The sequence below is a fragment of the Lysinibacillus cavernae genome (genome assembly GCF_009724685.1).
Taxonomy (GTDB): Bacteria; Bacillota; Bacilli; order Bacillales_A; family Planococcaceae; genus Lysinibacillus; species Lysinibacillus cavernae.
Map to the genome: position 1 here is coordinate 73878 of NZ_WMEF01000005.1, position 18245 is coordinate 92122.

Genomic DNA, 18245 nt, shown 5'->3' on the forward strand with positions numbered 1-18245 from the left:
ATAAAAGGAGAATGTGTATGTTTCGACTATCTCAAACGAAAATACTAGCTTTGTATTTGTTAAGTATAAGCAGTTTCTTCGCATCTTTAAATCAAAATATTTATACACCAGTACTTCCGCTAATTCGAGATTCTTTTAGCGTATCTATTAATTGGGTGAATTTCACAGTCAGTAGCTTTGTTTTTATCATTGCAATGGTTCAAATCATATTAGGAACGGTAATCGATACTAAGAATCAAAAACAGTTGTTAATCTTTAGTTTCGTATTAATTAGTATTTCAACCATCGTCTGCTCATTGACAACCAACTTTTTGCTCTTTATGGTTTTTAGGATTGTTCAAGCGATTGGTGCTGGAATTATTCCCTTGGTTACGATAAATATGATTTCACACTTATTTGAAGGAGAAGCAAGAGGAAGCGCAATGGGTACCTATCAAATATTGCTTACACTTGCCCCAGCAGTTTCTCCAATATTAGGAGGAATAATAGCCGAACATTATGGCTACCAAGGGATTTTTCTATTCCTTTTTCTTATTGCCACTGTACTACTTATGTTTATTATGTACGCGTTTCCTAACAACGGAAAAAGAAATGAAAGTCAAGTAAATTTTAGTAGCTTTACCGAAAACTATCGAGCTATTTTTTTGAATCGTATAGGTTTTATTACGATGACAGTAAGCTTTTTTGTCTTTTTTATATACTTTGCCATTCTTGTCTTTTTACCGATATTACTCCACGATCACTATCATATATCGTTACAAAACATTGGGTTATTATACTTACCCTTAACTGTTAGTATGATTGTTGGGAGTGTTATCTTTAAAAAAATACAGAAGAAAGTGGCGTTGAAGAAGCTGTTTATCATTGTTTTATTTTTTATCCCCTTGTTAATTATAGCTTTTGGTTTCTTGCATACCCAATCAATTATTGGCTTAAGTATCCTGTTGTTTGTGTATGGCTTGACAATGGGGTTTGCACCTCCACTATTTTCAACTATTATAAGTAATGAATATAGCGAACTTAGAGGAGCTGCCTTAGGACTGTTTAATTTTATCCGTTATACCGGTATGGCAATCGGTGGAATGTTTACAGGATTAAGTCTTATTCTGCCAAGTACGCTCATCTTTATTTTTTTGGGAATTCTACTTTTTCTCATTTCTCTCTCCCAGTATCCTAGTTTAAAGAATAGAACTATGTAACAAAAATATATATATGACTACTAGATAAATAGCGGAACGTTCTGACTGGTTCTATCTAATCTAAATGAGATGGTACTTGGATCACGTAACAAAAGCCCATTACCAATTAAGGTAACGGGCCTTTAAATTACGATGACATATATAAATTAATACACTATACTATACAATTTCTGAGCTGTTTCGAAATAAGTACCAGATCACTTGCATCCTCCCCTTCGCCTAATCCTCGTTGTCCTCCTTTCTTTCACAAATAAAAAATGTATAACTTTAATACACTAACAATAATAATAGGCACATAAAATTTGCATTAATAAACATGTTCTTTTTGTTATTTTACTTGTTTAAAATCATTTGTAATCATATGCAGTAGATTTTTTAGATTGTCGACAAAAGACACCGAGATTTCTTCTCTAGATGCCCTTTGTCAATTACACTATCATTTTCTGATTAGTACCAACAAAGTTTGTACGATTAGCACGCTTTATCACCTACTAACATGTTTTTCAAAGCCCCACAACCTCTCAGGAAAAAAAAAGCATCCTCAAAATCGAGGACACTTTTATAAATATTTGATACTCCACTGATGATTTTAGGACATTGCAAATACTGTCCATACAACCAAGTGATTATTTGTTAAAGCGTACAAGGCGCTCAATTGGCATTCGTGAAGATCCATAAGCTGGCGCCGCTGCCTCACCAATCGCTAGTAATAAAATCGGTATTTCGTTAGATGGTAACTGCATGTACTCAGCAAATTTTAATTTATCGAAACCACCCATTGCGACCGTATCATAGCCCATTTCTTTCGCTAATAGCATTATTTGCATTGAAATTAAACCTGCATCAAAGTGAACGATGTTTTGTAATGCCTCTTTTGAAGATGCACTATACATTTCTTTTGAGTTCTGTGCAAGATTACTTGCAACAGCTTCTGGCATATAGCCTAATTCAACATTTTTTGCATAAATTTCATCTGCATTTAAATACATTTCTGTATCACCAATAATAGCAATTATCGCAGATGCTGTTTCGATTTGCTCTTGATTAAATGAAAAGAAATTTATATTTTTTTGGATATCTTTATCATCAATCACGATAAAACGCCATGGTTGCATATTACTTGAGGATGGTGATGAAGTTGCATCTTCTAATAATTGCATTATTGTTTCACGAGAAATGACTGCATTAGAGTTGTATTTTCGAACCGATTTGCGCTCAAACATAATTTTTTTTAATGGATTTATTACTGTCATATTGTCTATCTCCCTCTTTAATTAACTATAGACTAAACTGCTTTAATTGTTACGTTAATATTGCCCATGGTTGCTTTTGAATATGGACAAACAGTATGTGTTAACTCTAATAATTGTTGTGCTTCTTCCACTGATACTCCTTCAATATGTCCTTCAATATCAACAGCAAGAACGTAGTCAAATGCAGCTTGTTCCATTAATTTAACTGTTGCTGTAATAGTAGATGCTCCTTGAATTTTCTTTTGGCGTTTAATTAGCTCTAACGCACTATTGAAACACGCACTATAACCAGCTGCAAACAATTGCTCTGGGTTTGTCACACCCACTAATTTTGATCCAGGAGGTGCAATATTTAACGATAACGATTGATCTTCTGCATACGACTTACCATTACGTCCACCATCATTAATCATTGTTGTCGAATATAGTTCTTTCATTAGATAAGGCTCCTTTTCTATGTTACGAATAATTAAATTGTGCACAATTTAATAGCACAAAATATATTGTATACAATTCAATTGCATTTGACAAGTAGTTAACTTATTTTTAATATAAAGAGTATCAACAGTATTACTTATAGAGGGGATTCCTATGCCGAATCAATTAGACAATCAGCTTTGCTTTCTTTTGTATGCGACATCAAAGGAAATAATTCGACAGTATACAATGTTATTAAAGCCATACGATTTAACTTATACGGGTTATATCACCATGCTAGCCCTAGAGGACAATGAACACATTACAGTTAAGGAATTAGGGAAACGTTTATTTCTAGACTCCGGTACATTAACACCTTTACTAAAAAAGTTAGAGACAAAAGGTTATGTTTGTAGAGAGCGATCTAAAGATGATGAGCGACAAATGCAAATTTATTTAACTAAATCAGGAAGTGAAGTACGCCAAAAGCTACCTGAGGTATCCAAACAGGTGATGAAACAATCGAATATTTCAGCGCAGCAGTTTTTACAGTTAAAGGAAGTTCTTCAAGATATCTTACAAAACGACTAGTCGAAAAAAGCATGGCATTTGATAATTTATTACAAATCCTAAAAATTCAAGGATTCACTTAAAATTAGGGATTCCTTGAATTTACATCTAATTAGCTTTCCGTTGATGCTGAATTTGTAAAAAAATAAGTTTGTAACGATAAGCATGCATGATCACTAACGACATAACCTCACATCCTTTCAAGCAAAAGAAAAAGCATCCTCAATAAAGAGGACACTTTTATAAATTTTTGATATCAAGCATTCAAGTCCGTTATCGCAGGGATATTAATTTCCTTTACACATGAAGCAGGGGATAAATTAATTACACATTGGACAATAGATACAATATCTTGTACAGGAATACGTGTACCCTCATATAAACGGATTGCCTTTTCGGCACCTTCCTCATATGGTACTTCTGCCGCTAGTTCCCCTGGATTTATACAAGTAACTGAAATTTTATCTTCTCTTAAATGTTCACGTAGCGCATTTGTAATGCCTCGTAAGCCGAATTTAGATGTAACAAATGAAACTTGTGCATTATTTGTATGATCTAAGCCTGCCGTTGAACCAATTAAAATAACTTTTCCATTTTTCGCTTGTCTTAAGTTAGGTAAAAGCGCCTGAATATATGTAATAGTCGATGTGAGGTTAATATTGATTAAGTTTGAAATAGCTTCTACTTCATCGTCATCAAATGTATAGTCATCCTCAAAACCACGCTTTTCCCATACCCCCACATTATAAATTAATACATCGAGGGGAATATCTTTTAACATTTCTTTTAATGTTGTAATTTGTTGTTGGCTAGATAAATCAATTGATAGCCACTGACGATTTACCCCATCATTAAGATCTAAACTTTTTGGGCGTGTACGTGACACCATCCATACAGTATCCCCCACCATGGGTAAACCCTTTACAAACGCATCCCCTAGTCCTTGGCTTGCTCCGAATATAATAAAATTTTTACTCATTTTACCATCCTTTCTAAATTACTAGTATTTTTTAATTATAATAATTAGTAAGGTAGGTAGCAATGAAAATGGTTTATTGCATAGTTGTTCAGTATAGAAACATCAACTGGAAAGCTTCACCCCGAATAAAAAAGAACGTTCCCTTTTATTCATCCTTATTATCCTGTACACTATATATTATTATCATTTTTTTACATAAAAGGAAGTTATGTCATAGGTCCCGAACAAATTACACAGATTTATTCATTTTTCTTAACCACACCGATTATAGCAAGGTTATTTTTATTTCATTTTATTTTTAAAGCCCACAATCATTTTATGATTATATTAATGGATTCAATTGTTTTAATAGCAACAACGATTTGGTTAATTTTAATTAGAGATGTAATTTCACCTCCACCTTCACTCATTTTAAACACTGCTATTGTTCTATATATAATCTTGATTATTGATATTTCCTTTAATTTTTATCGATTAAAAAAACCTCACTTACCCATTAAGTGATTCGAGTTGCAAAAATATACCAACTACATAACGGAGGTTCCCATTTAGATGAAGAAGTATGAAGAAGTTTTTATTTTAAGCTATGGATGTGATTTAGATCATAGTAATATTGATTACTTAGTGAAAGAACGTTTGTTACCTTTCTCTCATTGGCACAATAATAAAACACCTAAAGAAACAGCTATCTGTGTTCGATATGAGGCATTTGATATTAACCCAAAGAAACACAAACAACTCTACTTGGACATAAATTTTATATTAATAAAACAAGATTAGAAGCTTTTATATATTCACTCTCTAAACTTAAAGGAAATCATATTTATTTAAACCCTCGTGCTAGAGGACATGCTTCTGCCTATATTCATGATCTAGAGTATACAGGTCGAGTATATAAAACGATAGATAATAGTCATACATTAATTTTTATAGATGAAGAATCTGAAAATAATATTCCATTAAGAGAAAAGTTGCCAAAGTTACCAAAAGAATTACATTATCTAAAAATAAAGAGTGATGTAACTTTTGAAGAGAGAGATTTATTAGTTACTAATTGGATAAAAAGCATACTAAATGAAATCAAATAATAAAAAATTAGAAACAATGATCTAGGTCAGTATCACTGTACCTAGATCATTTTTTATTTTTTACAACAGATACTACCTTTCACATATTATCAGAAAGCTTACATATTTATTTTCATTTTTCTGCTTATACTCCCCATCCCTATATGCTCATAAAACTCGATTGCTTTTGTATTGAACTCCCAAACATTTAATTGTATAGATGCTGCTCCACTTGCAATTGCCCATTCTTTACAATGTTCAAATAACAATTTACCAATACCTTGCTTTTGTATTTCTTTTTTCACACCAAAATCATGAATATAAGCATATTTACGCTGTACCAAAGATTGAAATGGTGGTGAAGTTTCAATGCTCATTACAGCAAATCCTACTACTAATTCACTGCTCTTTGCTACAAAAATATGACTGTTATTATCTTCTAGTAGTTCATTAAAATAAGATTCTGGCATAACCGTTTCAACACTTTTGAAAACGGTTGGTTCTTCACTTACATGTTCTTCGTGTCCTTCTCTTACAAGATCATTAACTGCTAAATAATCCTCATTAGTAGCCGCACAAATAGAAATGATCACTGTTTTCATCCCCTAAAACATAATTTTCCATATATTGTAACACCAAAATAAAAAAGGTTGTAGGCTCAATTTTGAAAAAAACTGCAATCTACCCTATGAAAATCTTAAGAAATCTTCATAAATATTCTCAATAATTATTAATAATTTCCAATTAAAATAATGGAGGTTGACAGTATTACTTCGTATAGAGCCAAAGAGGACTCTATTACGTATAGTGTTTAAAACATCTAAATAAATTAGTTAGGAGCGTCTTATCTTGGGAGTTACAGAAATGATTCATACTATTCGGTATTTAATGATGCCAGTCATCATTATTATTAGTGTTGAATTCTTACTTATCGCACTCTATTATTGCTTTTATTATCAAAAACAACCATCAGATCGAAAAAAAATTCACATTATGAAGCTTATTCTTGGCGCACTCTTCATCGGATATATTGTTTTTGTGTTTGAGCTAACAATTTTTGGCCGTGGCACTTCCCATTACTTGGAGATGAACCTACATCCGTTTAGTGGCTATATTGATGCATGGAAAAAATACTCTTTACGTGATCTCCAAAATTGTATATTTAATATAGTAATGTTTGTTCCACTTGGCATTTTCTTGCCCTTAATTATGCCAAAATTTAACGTGTTTAAATGGCTTCTTCTAGTAGTTGTAGGTGCTACAGTATCGATTGAAACGTATCAGACACTTACAGGAGCCGGAATTTTTGAGCTTGATGATTTAATAAATAACACACTGGGTGGTATTATTGGCTATCAGTTATACAGACTAGGGGCTTCCATTGCTCATCACAAAAAAATAAAATTAATAAGCCTGGTCGGAAATCTTGCTATACCTCTCTTGATGGGTTTGATTTTTATTGGGATGACTATTGTCTACGCACAGCAGGAATTTGGTCATTTAACAATAAACGCCTATACAAAATCGAACATGTCAGGTGTTGATGTATCCACTTCATTGGAATTAAGCTCATTACCCGTAGTTGCTCCAGTCTATAAGAAAATAATTAATAATGATGAAGTTGAAGCCCTGTTGCAAAAGAAATTAGGTTTATCTGAGGTGAATGTTCAGGATGGTGGAGACGATCGTGAGATTTTATTGAAAGACAAAGCAGGAAACCCATACACATTATTTATAAGTTCAGAGGGAAATTGGACGTTAACAGAAAACCGTTATACAAATGAGCCAGCTACATTGGCGAAGCAAGAACCATTGGTTGACAAGGCAAAAGAAATAATAAATGAACTTTCACTACTTCCCCAAGATGCTGAATTTACTGTATTAGAGAGTGGAAATTTTGAATGGAAGCTTCCAGATCGTACGAATTTAAACAAAGATTATTGGCTTGGTGAATTAAGTCTTGGGCTAAAATCCGATGGCAGTATTTATTCATTAGCGTATGATTTTCATCAACATCAATTTATACGAGAAGTGAACATCTTATCCCCATCAGAGGTGTTTGAGCGAATTAAGAATGGAGATTTTCCGCAAATAAAATATAATGCACTGGTAACGGAAGAAGAATTAGTTATAAAAAAAGGAGATCAACTTACTATAGACTTAATGGAACTTTCGCATATGTATGATACAAAAGGTTTCTACCAGCCCATATACAGAGTTTCTGGAACGTTTAATGGAGAAAGCTGGTTCACCTTGATTCAGGCAAGAAAGTAGTCATTCTACTCGTAAGTTCATGTCCTCTACTACCACCATAGAAAAATTTTGTAACACTCTATAGAAACGTATCTTCCTATACTATTTTTGAACATAAAAAACTGCCCCCCATGGTTAGTGTCTCTACAATGGGGGGCAGTTCAATACTGGAATTTAACAACTATTGTTTATAGTGGGGAATTCTCGCTTTTCTTTATTGCCGGATAACCGATGAGAATAGCTATAATCCCGCAAATGCCAATAAGGATTGGATAGATAGAGTATTGCAGAATACTCACTGGTGATATTTTAGCTACGCTTGCAGCTGCCAGAAATTGGGCTCCATATGGCAGAAGACCTTGGACCGTACAGGAGAAAATATCTAATATACTTGCGGACTTTCTCGGTTCAATCTCATACTGTTCAGCAATATTTTTGGCAAGCGGTCCAGCAATTAAAATAGCAATCGTATTATTGGCCGTAGATAGATTAGTTAGGCCCACTAGGCTGGCAATACCAAATTCAGCTCCCCTTTTCGATTGAATCTTTCGTGTTGCAAGTTGAAGCAAAAAGTCAACTCCTCCGTTAAACTTAATTACCTCCACCATACCAGCAATTAATATTGCTAGAAAGGCGATTTCATACATGTCTGCCATACCCTCGCCAATCTTTTGCAAAAGGCTCATGAACTGATAGCTGCCATCTGCTAAGCCAACAGCACCGGCGAGAACAATTCCGAATGCTAGAACAAGAAAAACATTCAGACCAGATAACGCCAAAATAATAACTAAAACATAGGGAACGATTTTTAGCCAACTATAGCTTAAATGCTCCACTTGTGCCGTTTCACCCACTGTAATAACTCCTAAAATAATGCTCGTTATAATGGCGGCTGGCAATACAATCCAAAAATTCACCTTAAATTTATCCTTCATTTGTGCGCCTTGAGAACGAACGGCAGTAATTGTTGTATCTGAAATAAAGGATAAATTATCGCCAAACATCGAACCACCAACAATCGCTGCCATTACTAAAGCGATAGAAAGCTCCGTAAGTTCACTTATCCCAACTCCAATTGGCGCTAGGGCAACAATCGTTCCCACTGATGTACCCATTGACAGGGAGATGAAGCATGCGATGATGAATAAGCCTACGACAAGCATGTTTGGCGGAATGACCGATAAAGCAAAGTTAACAGTTGAATCTACAGCTCCCATGCCTTTTGCTACCGAAGAAAAGGCACCCGCCAAGAGAAAAATAATAACCATCAGCATAACATTTAAATTTCCTGCCCCCTGGCAAAAAATATCAACCTTTCGCGAAAACGATTCTTTTCGATTCATTGCCAGAGCTACAGCACCTGAAATTGTAATGGCTACAATAACAGGAAAGGCATAAAAATCACCGGTAATAACTCCCGAACCAATAAATAAAATCATAAAAACAACAAATGGGATCAACGCCCATGGATTCGCTTTCTTCACTGTTCTACCTCCAAAAACTAAAATCGGATACATTTTTCCATTCCTACTCCAAAAAGGCCTCATCTTGAAATTACAAGAAGAGGCCTTTTAAAACACTCCTCTTATCTATCAAGACATTGCCTGCTGGATTTGGCACAGTAACTTAGTAACTAAGTTCCGCTGCCGAGATTTCATCGGGCCAGTCCCTCCATCTCTCTTGATAAGAAGAAAATATACTATTTTTTTGACACAATATTAAAAGATTAAAATAAAATAGTACTATTTGCAACATGTTTTTAATTAAACTTTTTTTCAAGGCAAAAAATAACTCTTTTTTTAGCATAAGTACTTGAATTATTTCCTTCAATTCAAAAAGATTATGTTTCCATCCTACCTTGTAGTATGCTCATATCCATAACATTTTAAGTACTCCTCTAAAATATATTGAAATTTTCATACATACACCAAACAGCACTACAAGTAGTGGCCAAGTTAAAAATGTCTGATTTATGGCAAGGATACCACTGGAATTTCAGCTCCCCTCTGCGCGTATTATCACTGTCTACCCACCATTACTTATAAGTCTTCATTTTTTTGTCAAAACTAGCTTAAAGTAAACCAAACATAAAAAGTAGGGACATGATGACTAGAAAAAACATAGTATTTCTCCTATTCGTTTTAACTACTGCACTCTTTACGTCAGGTTGCTGGGATGTTACGGAACCTCAAAGAATGTATTATATCAATGCCGTTGGGGTGGATTTTGAGGATAATCAATACAAAGTCTATCTACAAATTATTAACTTTGCCGATGTAGCGAAATCTGAACAACCTAGTGGAGATGTCGCACCCGCTGAGGTGGGTTATGCTGAGGGAAAAACCATTGAAGAAGCGATCTATAAATTGTATCGTTCTTCTGATCAGGAAATTTTTTGGGGGCATATGAGGTATTTGCTCTTTTCAGAACGAGCCATGGAAAATGAACGAAGTGTCCCTGTTATTGATACGTTTATTCGTTTTCGAGAGACAAGGTATCATATTTGGGTTTATTGCACAAAGGACCCTATTAAGGATGTCATGCTCGTCACACCGATATTAAAAAATTCGTTGACTTCTTCAAAATTAAGTAATCCGATCAATACAACAAAACAAGAATCATTTATAGAGCCCCAAAACTTAAGAAATGTAATTATTGCCTTGAATGAACCAAGTCATGAGGTAAGTATCCCCTATGTGACCATCATGAAAGATTGGGAAACGGCGGAGGAACAAGTTGATGAAACTACTTTCTCAGGTGTAGGAATTCTCACAAAGGACGGCTTTAAAGGATTTATTAAAAATTCCGCTGCAAGAGGCAATCAGTGGATGAATAATGACACTAACCGTGGAGAAATCACATTTAAATTAGAAGATGGAGAAAGAGATTATCTAACCGTTGATTTAGATAAATTAGATGTCAAGGTGGAACCAATCGTTAAAAATAGCGACCAAGTGACATTTGATATTACTATTCATTTACATGCTACACTGAATGGATTTAAAGGAAACATAAACTCTGATGAGGTTCGAGCCAACATAATCAAACAAGTTAAAAAAGAAATAACCGAAACCTATGAAGAAGGTTTAAAATTAGACGTCGATATCTATCGTTTTTCAGAGTACCTTTATCGATCAAATGTAAGGACTTGGAAAAAAATAGAGAAAGACGGGAAAATCCCGTTAACACAGGATTCCATTGGTAAAATAACGATCCAAGTAACGAAAATAAACCCTGGTCGAAAAACATATGAAGAAACTATCGAAGAATAAGAAACAGTCTTCCTAGCGTAAGCATAGGAGGACTGTTTCTTTCTAACTTTCTGTACTTTTCAATATTATTCCAATAAAATGGTAATAAAAGGAGGTCGAAATGAAAGTTAGAGCATTAAAAAAATTTCAATGAGCTTAGAAATGACTGGTGGCATACTATTCTCTGTAGAGATTGTTAGTTGTCTATACACTTACTACAAATTAAATTTATTGAAGGCCCAGATAAAACAAAAAACCAGGCGCCCTTTTAAAAGAGCACCTGATTTTATTGTGAAAGTGAATCTTACTAACTTACTTAGTTTTGATTCGTTTTAATACTACGATAAGTTGACGCTTTGAACAAGTTAAAATATTTTCCAATAAAATTATTGAGGAATTTTTATGTATTTTAGAGAATAATAGTAGCCCATTTCGAAGTTTTATTGTGATCTTTAATTTCTTTGAAGTAGAAATGTCTAACAGCAGATGACAAGAGGTAGGTGAAGTTTGATGATAGTGGAATCAGATAAAGCTGAATATAGTAAGTGCAGGAAATTATTAAATGAACAGGGGCAATTGGAAGCAATAGCAGTTGTTGAAAAAATAAATCCAGGTCGTATATTTGTAGATAATAGTAATCAGCCAACATCTGGTTTGATTTGGTTAGGAAATAATGATGGATTTATATTTTTTGGGAATGAGCAAAACGAGGGGTTTAATAACGAGTTAAACCATTTTATTGACAATGTAATCATACCAGAAGCAAAAAAAGTCCAACTAAAATGGTTTGAAGGAATTGGTAATCATGAAAAATGGGATAACATTATTGCAAAAGTTTTTGAACATCGGAAATTAGGAAGCTGGAATCAATGGGTTTACACCTTACAGCAAGGTAACTATAAAGGTCAGTCTGAGCCTATAATTGATCAAGGTTATAAGGTTATTAAAATCTCTAATACCCTTCTTAAAAATAGTGATTATTCAATAAAGAACATTGAATTTTTACAATCAAAAATAGTAGAATTTTGGTCCTCAATGGATACCTTTCTTAATAAAGGTATGGGCTATTGTATTATTTATCAAAATGAAGTTGTGAGCACATGTTTTTCAGGTTTTGTTGTTGGAAATGTACACTGTATAGATATTGAAACATTAGAGGCTCATCAGGGGAAAAAATTAGCTCAAAAATTAGCTCACAGTTTTGTTAAAGATTGTTTGAGAAATAATATAGTCCCATATTGGGATTGTATGGAAATGAATAAATCTTCTGTTGCAGTTGCAGAAAATATTGGATTCGAAAGAGTATTTAATTATGTTGGCTATGAATTTTTACTAGAATAATTAGATTGAAGAACCATGGATTAATACGTAATCGGGTACAATTGTCTGCGGATAGGCATCCATTTTGATCCATCTTTATTCTGAAGCAACAGGCCATACAACGGTTAGGTAAAGACGATGAAAATCATAGATTACTATCTTTCTGAACAATTATACAAAAAAGACTAGATCCCTACATCACGATGTAAGCCCTAGTCTTTTAAGTGAAAGTGAATCTTACTAAATGTTTGCTTAGCTTTAGATTCAAATAAGTATACGAATGAACAACTTAAAGGTTTCATTATTTTTTATTTATTTCATTTAAAATAGGACTACGAACACAAAAAGACCAGGAAATCACGAAAAATGTGAATCCTGATCCTTTTGTGAAAAGTGAATGCTACTAGTTTGCTTTAGTTCTTTTGTATTCTACTAGTGAGTTAGACGGCTGATGTTTGAATAAGTTACATTTATTTTTTACTCCATTAATTGAATGGAATAATCAAGGTCCCCTCTTTGCCAGTTGTTTCATCCACATAACTTACAGGAAGTTATGGCGTTCTCCAGTGTTACACGCCCTTCTTTATTTGAAACGTTAGTCTCTTTCGTTGCTTTTTCTAAAATACTAAAAAAATCGTTATCGTTTACTATGACATAGTGTTCATTTTTACTAATGATCGTGAGTGTTTTCTTAGCTGAATCAAGCCACATTGCATAGCCTGTATTCAATGTAATATTGATTCGGTAATCGTAATCAATAGGATTTACTGTTGTTTTTTCAAATTTTGCGTTTTGAAAAGCCTTTATAAGTTTTTGTTGTATTTCATTCGAAATGTCAATTTCCGTAAATATATCTTTTTTGTCCGGATTGATACTATGAATGGTTATACTTGGATTTTCTACATTAAAATGAACGCTTTCTAGTATATCTTCTACAGAATAGTTTTGTTCTTTCAGTGCAATAAAAAAAATAGCAGTTATAACGACTATGAGTAAAGTTACTTTATTTTTAGTTTTTTTCATATTGCCTCCTACTAACCTCAAATTTCCAATTTAATGATTTATATCCGAGCAAAAAAAATTGAAAAAAATGTTTTTTATGATAAAATTTACATTTAAAATAATATTTTATATAATAGAATTCTCCTGGCCAGGAGAATTCTATTTTTTTGTTAAGGAGTGTTTTTATGAATAAGCAGGAATCTAGTATCACTTCATTAATAGCTGCCTTTAGCAGAGCCTATCATAGTCAATTCGATACACCGAAAATTTTTGACGATTATGTCGCCAAAGAGTTGATCTCACAGGTAGAATTTCAAAATATTCAGGACAACATGATACAAGGTATTGCCTTTTTTAATAAGGACATCGCTCAACAATATAAAGGCAATGAAAAAGAATTAATAAAATGGATTTCGCAAGTTCAACTCTCTCCAACTCCCTTGGCACGAGCTGCATACTGTGAAAGGGTTTTGCATAACGAAATACTGCTAGGCGCCCAACAATATTCATTTTAGGTGCTGGTTTGGATACTTTCCCTTATCCCACCAACAGTTAAGAACGGTTTTAGAAATTTTTGAGGTTGATTATCCTGCAACACAGGCATTCAAAAAGAAAAGATTACAAGAAACATCATTTCCCCTAATGGGCCATCTACATTTTGTGTCGATGGATTTTACTAAACAATTTCAACCTCAACCACTATTGGCGGAAGGTTTTCAGCATAAAAAAACCTTTTTTAGTCTCTTAGGTGTTTCCTATTATTTAACGAAAGAGGAATTGGCAAGCTTACTAGATCATTTATTTGCCTTAGTTCCAACTGGCAGCTCAATTGTATTGGATTATGCTGATGAATCTCTCTTTCAAGAAAAAGGCTTCTCTAATCGAGTGGAAAATATGGTGAAAATGGCTGCAGCTGGTGGTGAATCAATGAAATCGTGCTATGCTTATGAGGATATGGAGAGAATGTTAGATCAATTAGGTTTACTCATCTATGAACATCTATCCCCTGCGGCAATTCAACAGCTTTATTTTCAAAATCGTACAGATTACTTACGTGCTTTTGAAACCATCCATTACATGCATATTGTAAAAAGATAAGACCGATATAGCCCACTTTTAAAAAATTCTTAATTTTCTTTCTATTCCCCAGGCAATTAACTATTTCAATATAGAAAATTAGTATACTATAGTAGTGTAAAGCTAATTAGCCTTACACCTCCTAGATTTGTTACTAGGGTCACTGTGTAAAACAGTGACCCGCTTATGATTGACAAACGCCTAAAGGATTTCCATCTGGATCATAGAAGGTGAAAAATCTTGTATTCCCTTCTCCATCTAAAGCTTTTACTCTAACATGATGATCCACTAGAAATTGATAGGTTTCTTCGATATTGTGAGAAATGAAATTAAAGTATTTTCCAACCCCAAAATGATTATCTGGAAAATGTAACGGCTGATGCTGATTTGCTTTTACTAAACAGACGACTGTTGGTGATTGTTCATTGATTTTCATGACCGCTGCTCCCTCTTCTATGTAGAGGAGCTTAAATGCCAACATTTCTGCATACCTTTTAGCCGATAATTCGGGGTCTTTTATTGGAATAAATATAGCCTCTACGCCCTTTAATAATGATTCTTTCATTCCTATTACCTCCATTTTAACAGTTAACTTACATAAAAATGTTCTGTTTTTATACTTTAATCTCCTCTTATAAGATTCATTTTGATTATTTTTCTGGTCTTTTGCTTATCCTACATAGTATCGGAAATGTCTTAGTCCTTTTCTAAAGGAGGTGCCGCTCATCAAACATACACTGTCATGCATCCTATTGCTTTTAGTAATCCTTTTATTAGGTGGCTGCTGGAATAAACGGGAGTTAAACGAATTAGCAATCGTTACGGCTGTTGGGGTCGATAAATCGGACGAGCTTATAGAAATTTCTGTACAGATTGTTAACCCTAGCCAAGTAGCATCAAACAAAGCATCAAGCTTTCAAGTCCCTGTTTTCACCTATCATGCAAAGGGGAAATCCTTATTTGATGCTATCCGAAGATTAACAACGCTGACGCCAAGGAAACCCTATTACGCACATGCCCAGATTATTATTATTGGTGAAGAGATGGCTGAAGATGGGATGAATAGCATTTTAGATTTATTTCAGAGGGATCCTGAGGGTAGGAGTGAATTTAACATTGTCGTTGCCCATGAATCGACTGCACAAGAAATTTTGAGTATTTTAACACCGTTAGAGGACATTCCCGCTAGCAAAATGCTTAAATCCCTAAAGGATTCTGAAGCTGCATGGGGAACTACAGAATCTGTTACTTTAGATGAATTAGTCCAATCGTTAGGTAGTATCGATAAAAGTGCCGTATTACCTTCTATTCATGTACATGGCGATGCGGATGCCGGAGATAATAGCTTAAATGTAGAAAAAATTGAGAGCCCTGCACAATTACAATATGGAGGACTAGCTGTTTTTAAAAATTATAAGCTTATTGGCTTTTTATCAGAAGAAGAAAGTAGGGATTATAATTTTTTAAACAATAATATTAAAGGCTCGTTTGAAATTATTGCCTGTCCTGAAAATGGAAAGATATCAGCAGAAATTATAAATTCTTCAACTAAAGTGACTGGCGATTTTCAACATGACAAACCTTCCATTACCTTTCAACTTGAGATTGAGCAAAACGTTGCTGAGATAAGTTGTCCTCTGGATTTAACAAAATCAGAAACCATTAATGCTTTAAATAAAGAAACGAGCAAGCAAATCAAAAAAAGATTAGAAGACACTCTCCATACTATTCAAAAAACCTATCAGGCTGATATATTAAATTTTGGTGAAGTACTCCATCGAGAAGACTATAAAGCATGGAATCGAATTAAAAAAGACTGGCCAACCCTTTATCCAGAGCTAGAAGTTAATCTTGAGGTCGATGTCATAACAAAAGGAATAGGGACCGCTACAAAATTAAAACTAAATTAAGCAGTAGAAAATGACCAGCACTCTAGAGAGTCTGGTCATTTTTTATTAGCGAACCGCTTCGAATGTAATGAGTGACGTTTCTTGACTTGGTTGTTTAGTAAACGTGTAGTTGGCTGAACAAGTGATGTCAGAATAACCGATACTTTGCAACAGAAGTTTAAATTCCTCTATACCATACCAACGTAATAAAAACTTTTGCAATTCTGTATCCATTAATGTACCACGCTGCCATTTCTCATATTTTAAAACGGTTAACGTATACTGATCGACCCAGTTTATGTCAATCGCTTTTCTTTCAAGAGCAATCCCTTCATCATGAGCAATTTGATAGTAGGTCGACGTTATTTCTCCCGTTTTCCAGTCTGTCGGAAATAGTAAGTCTAAGATGATTCGTCCACCTGGAACTAGATGACGATACATACTCGTTAAGGTAGAAACGGCTTCTTGATAGTTTTCAATTAAGCAGAACGATCCTGTCGGCATGACAATCGCTTCATATTGTTCGTCTAATGAAAAATTACTGACATTGCCCTCATAAAGAGTTGGTGTCAGTCCTCTTTCTTTACATTGTTTGCGACAGGACGCTAGCATTTCTGGTGAATAATCAATCCCCTCTATATCAAAGCCCTTCTCCATTAAAGGAATATAGAAACGTCCAGAGCCAACCCCTGCCTCTAGAACCTTACCTGTAATGCCTTGCAATCGTTCTAGATAATATTCAATATCTCCACCAAGTGAATGTCCTACTGGTTTTGTCAAATCATAAAGCTCCGTGCTTAATGGTCCGTAATTTTTGTACATAAATTTCTCCTCCGATTGGTTGCGGAAGAATCAAAATGTTTACTTCTCCCACACCTTCATTTTATTTAATGGGAACAACATAGAGCTGACTATCATCTTTTATCACTCTCTTTCTTGTAAATTTAGTTAAATTATACATTTACTCGTAAGCAAGCTCAACTTTTCTATTGATTTCATGTTCATTACAATTTAATGTACAAATTAGCACAAATTATCAAAAAATACGTCTATTTAAACGGTACTATTGGGTTGAGAAAGGAGGCTGCTATGGATTATTTTGAAAGAATTCAAAACGCCATAGAGTTTATTGAGAAAAACCTACAGGACAAGTTAGCGATTACGGATATTGCTTCCCAATCTTACTTTTCAGCTTTTCATTTTCAACGTCTTTTTCAAGCCATTACAGGTTTTTCTGTACAGCAGTATATTCGCAACAGGAGGCTTTCTGAAGCTGCTTCCCTATTAGTAACAACCTCCCAAAATGTACTTGAAATTTCTATATACTTTCAATATGGCTCTCAAGAAGCATTTACACGGGCATTTGTTCAATATATTGGGGTCACACCTGCTAATTACCGTAAAGGAGCCATCTCCATGCCACTTCAAACCAAAATGAACTTTTTGGATTATAAAATGGAAGGGGAATTCCCAATACAAAGACCAAAAATACTGCAACTATCAAAAAAACTAATCACAGGCATTGAATACAAAACAGCATTACAAGACGAACAGCATTATAAAGAAATTCCAGGCTTTTATTTGGATTTTGGACAACAGAAATATTATGAGCGAATCTCACGTAAAATGGCCCCTAATTGGGCGTATGGTATTTCTACAAGCTTTCAGGAGAATGGTCAGTTTTCCTTTATTGTAGGAGAGGAAGTCCAAGCTTTTGAGGAGCAACTAGAGGAAGACTTTATCGATTTTGAAATTCCTGCAGGTAAATATGCAGAATTTACAATAAATAGCACTACCGAAGGAATTCAAAATACAAGACGTTACATTTACGGCGTATGGCTGCCAAACTCTAATTATGAGCGAGATGCTGGTCCTGATTTTGAAATAACAGATGTCATGCAATCTACCTATCCACATAATATGAAAATAAAAATTTACATTCCCATTAAAGATTAACAAAGGAGCAAA

Annotated in this window: 16 protein-coding genes, 1 pseudogene and 1 riboswitch; of the genes and pseudogenes, 9 read left to right on the forward strand and 8 right to left on the reverse strand. The window is 34.1% G+C overall.

Annotation, left to right across the window (positions count from 1 at the left end; genetic code table 11):
- The first annotated feature begins 17 nt into the window (after positions 1 to 17).
- Entirely contained in the window at positions 18 to 1199 is a 1182-nt protein-coding gene (locus tag GJU32_RS12340) for an MFS transporter (RefSeq protein WP_155592255.1), read from the forward strand.
- Between the two features lie 626 nt (positions 1200 to 1825).
- On the opposite strand, the gene GJU32_RS12345 is transcribed toward GJU32_RS12340, so the two are convergent.
- Together GJU32_RS12345 and GJU32_RS12350 are read right to left on the reverse strand one after the other, a co-directional pair.
- Complete coding sequence (locus GJU32_RS12345; RefSeq protein WP_155592256.1) at positions 1826 to 2452, reverse strand: nitroreductase family protein; 627 nt, start codon at positions 2450 to 2452, stop codon at positions 1826 to 1828.
- 32 nt (positions 2453 to 2484) lie between these two features.
- Positions 2485 to 2889: an Ohr family peroxiredoxin gene (locus tag GJU32_RS12350; protein WP_155592257.1), complete on the reverse strand. Its 405-nt coding sequence runs from the start codon at positions 2887 to 2889 to the stop codon at positions 2485 to 2487.
- Between the two features lie 154 nt (positions 2890 to 3043).
- Here GJU32_RS12350 and GJU32_RS12355 point away from each other — a divergent pair, with 154 nt between their 5' ends.
- The gene (locus GJU32_RS12355; RefSeq protein WP_155592258.1) at positions 3044 to 3460 is read left to right on the forward strand and encodes a MarR family winged helix-turn-helix transcriptional regulator; all 417 of its coding nucleotides are present in this window, start codon (positions 3044 to 3046) and stop codon (positions 3458 to 3460) included.
- A gap of 235 nt (positions 3461 to 3695) precedes the next feature.
- Here the strand turns inward: GJU32_RS12355 and GJU32_RS12360 are convergent, their stop codons facing one another.
- Entirely contained in the window at positions 3696 to 4418 is a 723-nt protein-coding gene (locus GJU32_RS12360; RefSeq protein ID WP_155592259.1) for an SDR family NAD(P)-dependent oxidoreductase, read from the reverse strand.
- Between the two features lie 552 nt (positions 4419 to 4970).
- Between GJU32_RS12360 and GJU32_RS12365 the strand changes: the two genes are divergently transcribed.
- Positions 4971 to 5198, forward strand: coding sequence for a hypothetical protein (locus GJU32_RS12365; RefSeq protein ID WP_155592260.1), 228 nt, complete (start codon positions 4971 to 4973; stop codon positions 5196 to 5198).
- A 406-nt stretch (positions 5199 to 5604) separates the two neighbouring features.
- On the opposite strand, the gene GJU32_RS12370 is transcribed toward GJU32_RS12365, so the two are convergent.
- Positions 5605 to 6087 carry a GNAT family N-acetyltransferase gene (locus tag GJU32_RS12370; protein ID WP_155592261.1) on the reverse strand — a complete coding sequence of 161 codons (483 nt, stop codon included), beginning with the start codon at positions 6085 to 6087 and terminating at the stop codon, positions 5605 to 5607.
- 247 nt (positions 6088 to 6334) lie between these two features.
- Between GJU32_RS12370 and GJU32_RS12375 the strand changes: the two genes are divergently transcribed.
- Positions 6335 to 7759, forward strand: a complete 1425-nt coding sequence (locus GJU32_RS12375; protein ID WP_155592262.1) for a VanZ family protein — start codon at positions 6335 to 6337, stop codon at positions 7757 to 7759.
- A 167-nt stretch (positions 7760 to 7926) separates the two neighbouring features.
- Here GJU32_RS12375 and GJU32_RS12380 read toward each other — a convergent pair whose 3' ends face one another.
- On the reverse strand, positions 7927 to 9255 hold the full coding sequence (locus tag GJU32_RS12380; protein WP_155592263.1) for a Na+/H+ antiporter NhaC family protein: 1329 nt from the start codon (positions 9253 to 9255) through the stop codon (positions 7927 to 7929).
- 65 nt (positions 9256 to 9320) lie between these two features.
- Positions 9321 to 9428: riboswitch (SAM riboswitch) on the reverse strand.
- A 412-nt stretch (positions 9429 to 9840) separates the two neighbouring features.
- Here GJU32_RS12380 and GJU32_RS12385 point away from each other — a divergent pair.
- Positions 9841 to 11010 (forward strand): Ger(x)C family spore germination protein, encoded by a 1170-nt coding sequence (locus tag GJU32_RS12385; protein ID WP_420798381.1) that lies wholly within the window; start codon positions 9841 to 9843, stop codon positions 11008 to 11010.
- A gap of 489 nt (positions 11011 to 11499) precedes the next feature.
- Positions 11500 to 12330, forward strand: a complete 831-nt coding sequence (locus GJU32_RS12390) for a GNAT family N-acetyltransferase (protein ID WP_155592265.1) — start codon at positions 11500 to 11502, stop codon at positions 12328 to 12330.
- Positions 12331 to 12837: 507 nt separating this feature from the next.
- Here the strand turns inward: GJU32_RS12390 and GJU32_RS12395 are convergent.
- A complete protein-coding gene (locus GJU32_RS12395; RefSeq protein WP_196426683.1) occupies positions 12838 to 13332 on the reverse strand; it encodes a hypothetical protein in 495 nt (164 codons plus the stop codon).
- Positions 13333 to 13496: 164 nt separating this feature from the next.
- Between GJU32_RS12395 and GJU32_RS12400 the strand changes: the two are divergent.
- Positions 13497 to 14409 (forward strand): annotated as a pseudogene (locus GJU32_RS12400) (class I SAM-dependent methyltransferase).
- Positions 14410 to 14572: 163 nt separating this feature from the next.
- Here the strand turns inward: GJU32_RS12400 and GJU32_RS12405 are convergent.
- A complete protein-coding gene (locus GJU32_RS12405; protein WP_155592266.1) occupies positions 14573 to 14953 on the reverse strand; it encodes a VOC family protein in 381 nt (126 codons plus the stop codon).
- A gap of 151 nt (positions 14954 to 15104) precedes the next feature.
- On the opposite strand from GJU32_RS12405, the gene GJU32_RS12410 reads away from it, so the two are divergent.
- Positions 15105 to 16298 (forward strand): Ger(x)C family spore germination protein, encoded by a 1194-nt coding sequence (locus tag GJU32_RS12410; RefSeq protein ID WP_476638810.1) that lies wholly within the window; start codon positions 15105 to 15107, stop codon positions 16296 to 16298.
- 45 nt (positions 16299 to 16343) lie between these two features.
- Here the strand turns inward: GJU32_RS12410 and GJU32_RS12415 are convergent, their stop codons facing one another.
- Entirely contained in the window at positions 16344 to 17099 is a 756-nt protein-coding gene (locus GJU32_RS12415) for a class I SAM-dependent methyltransferase (protein WP_155592268.1), read from the reverse strand.
- 267 nt (positions 17100 to 17366) lie between these two features.
- Between GJU32_RS12415 and GJU32_RS12420 the strand changes: the two genes are divergently transcribed.
- Positions 17367 to 18233, forward strand: a complete 867-nt coding sequence (locus GJU32_RS12420) for an AraC family transcriptional regulator (protein WP_196426684.1) — start codon at positions 17367 to 17369, stop codon at positions 18231 to 18233.
- Positions 18234 to 18245: the final 12 nt, after the last annotated feature.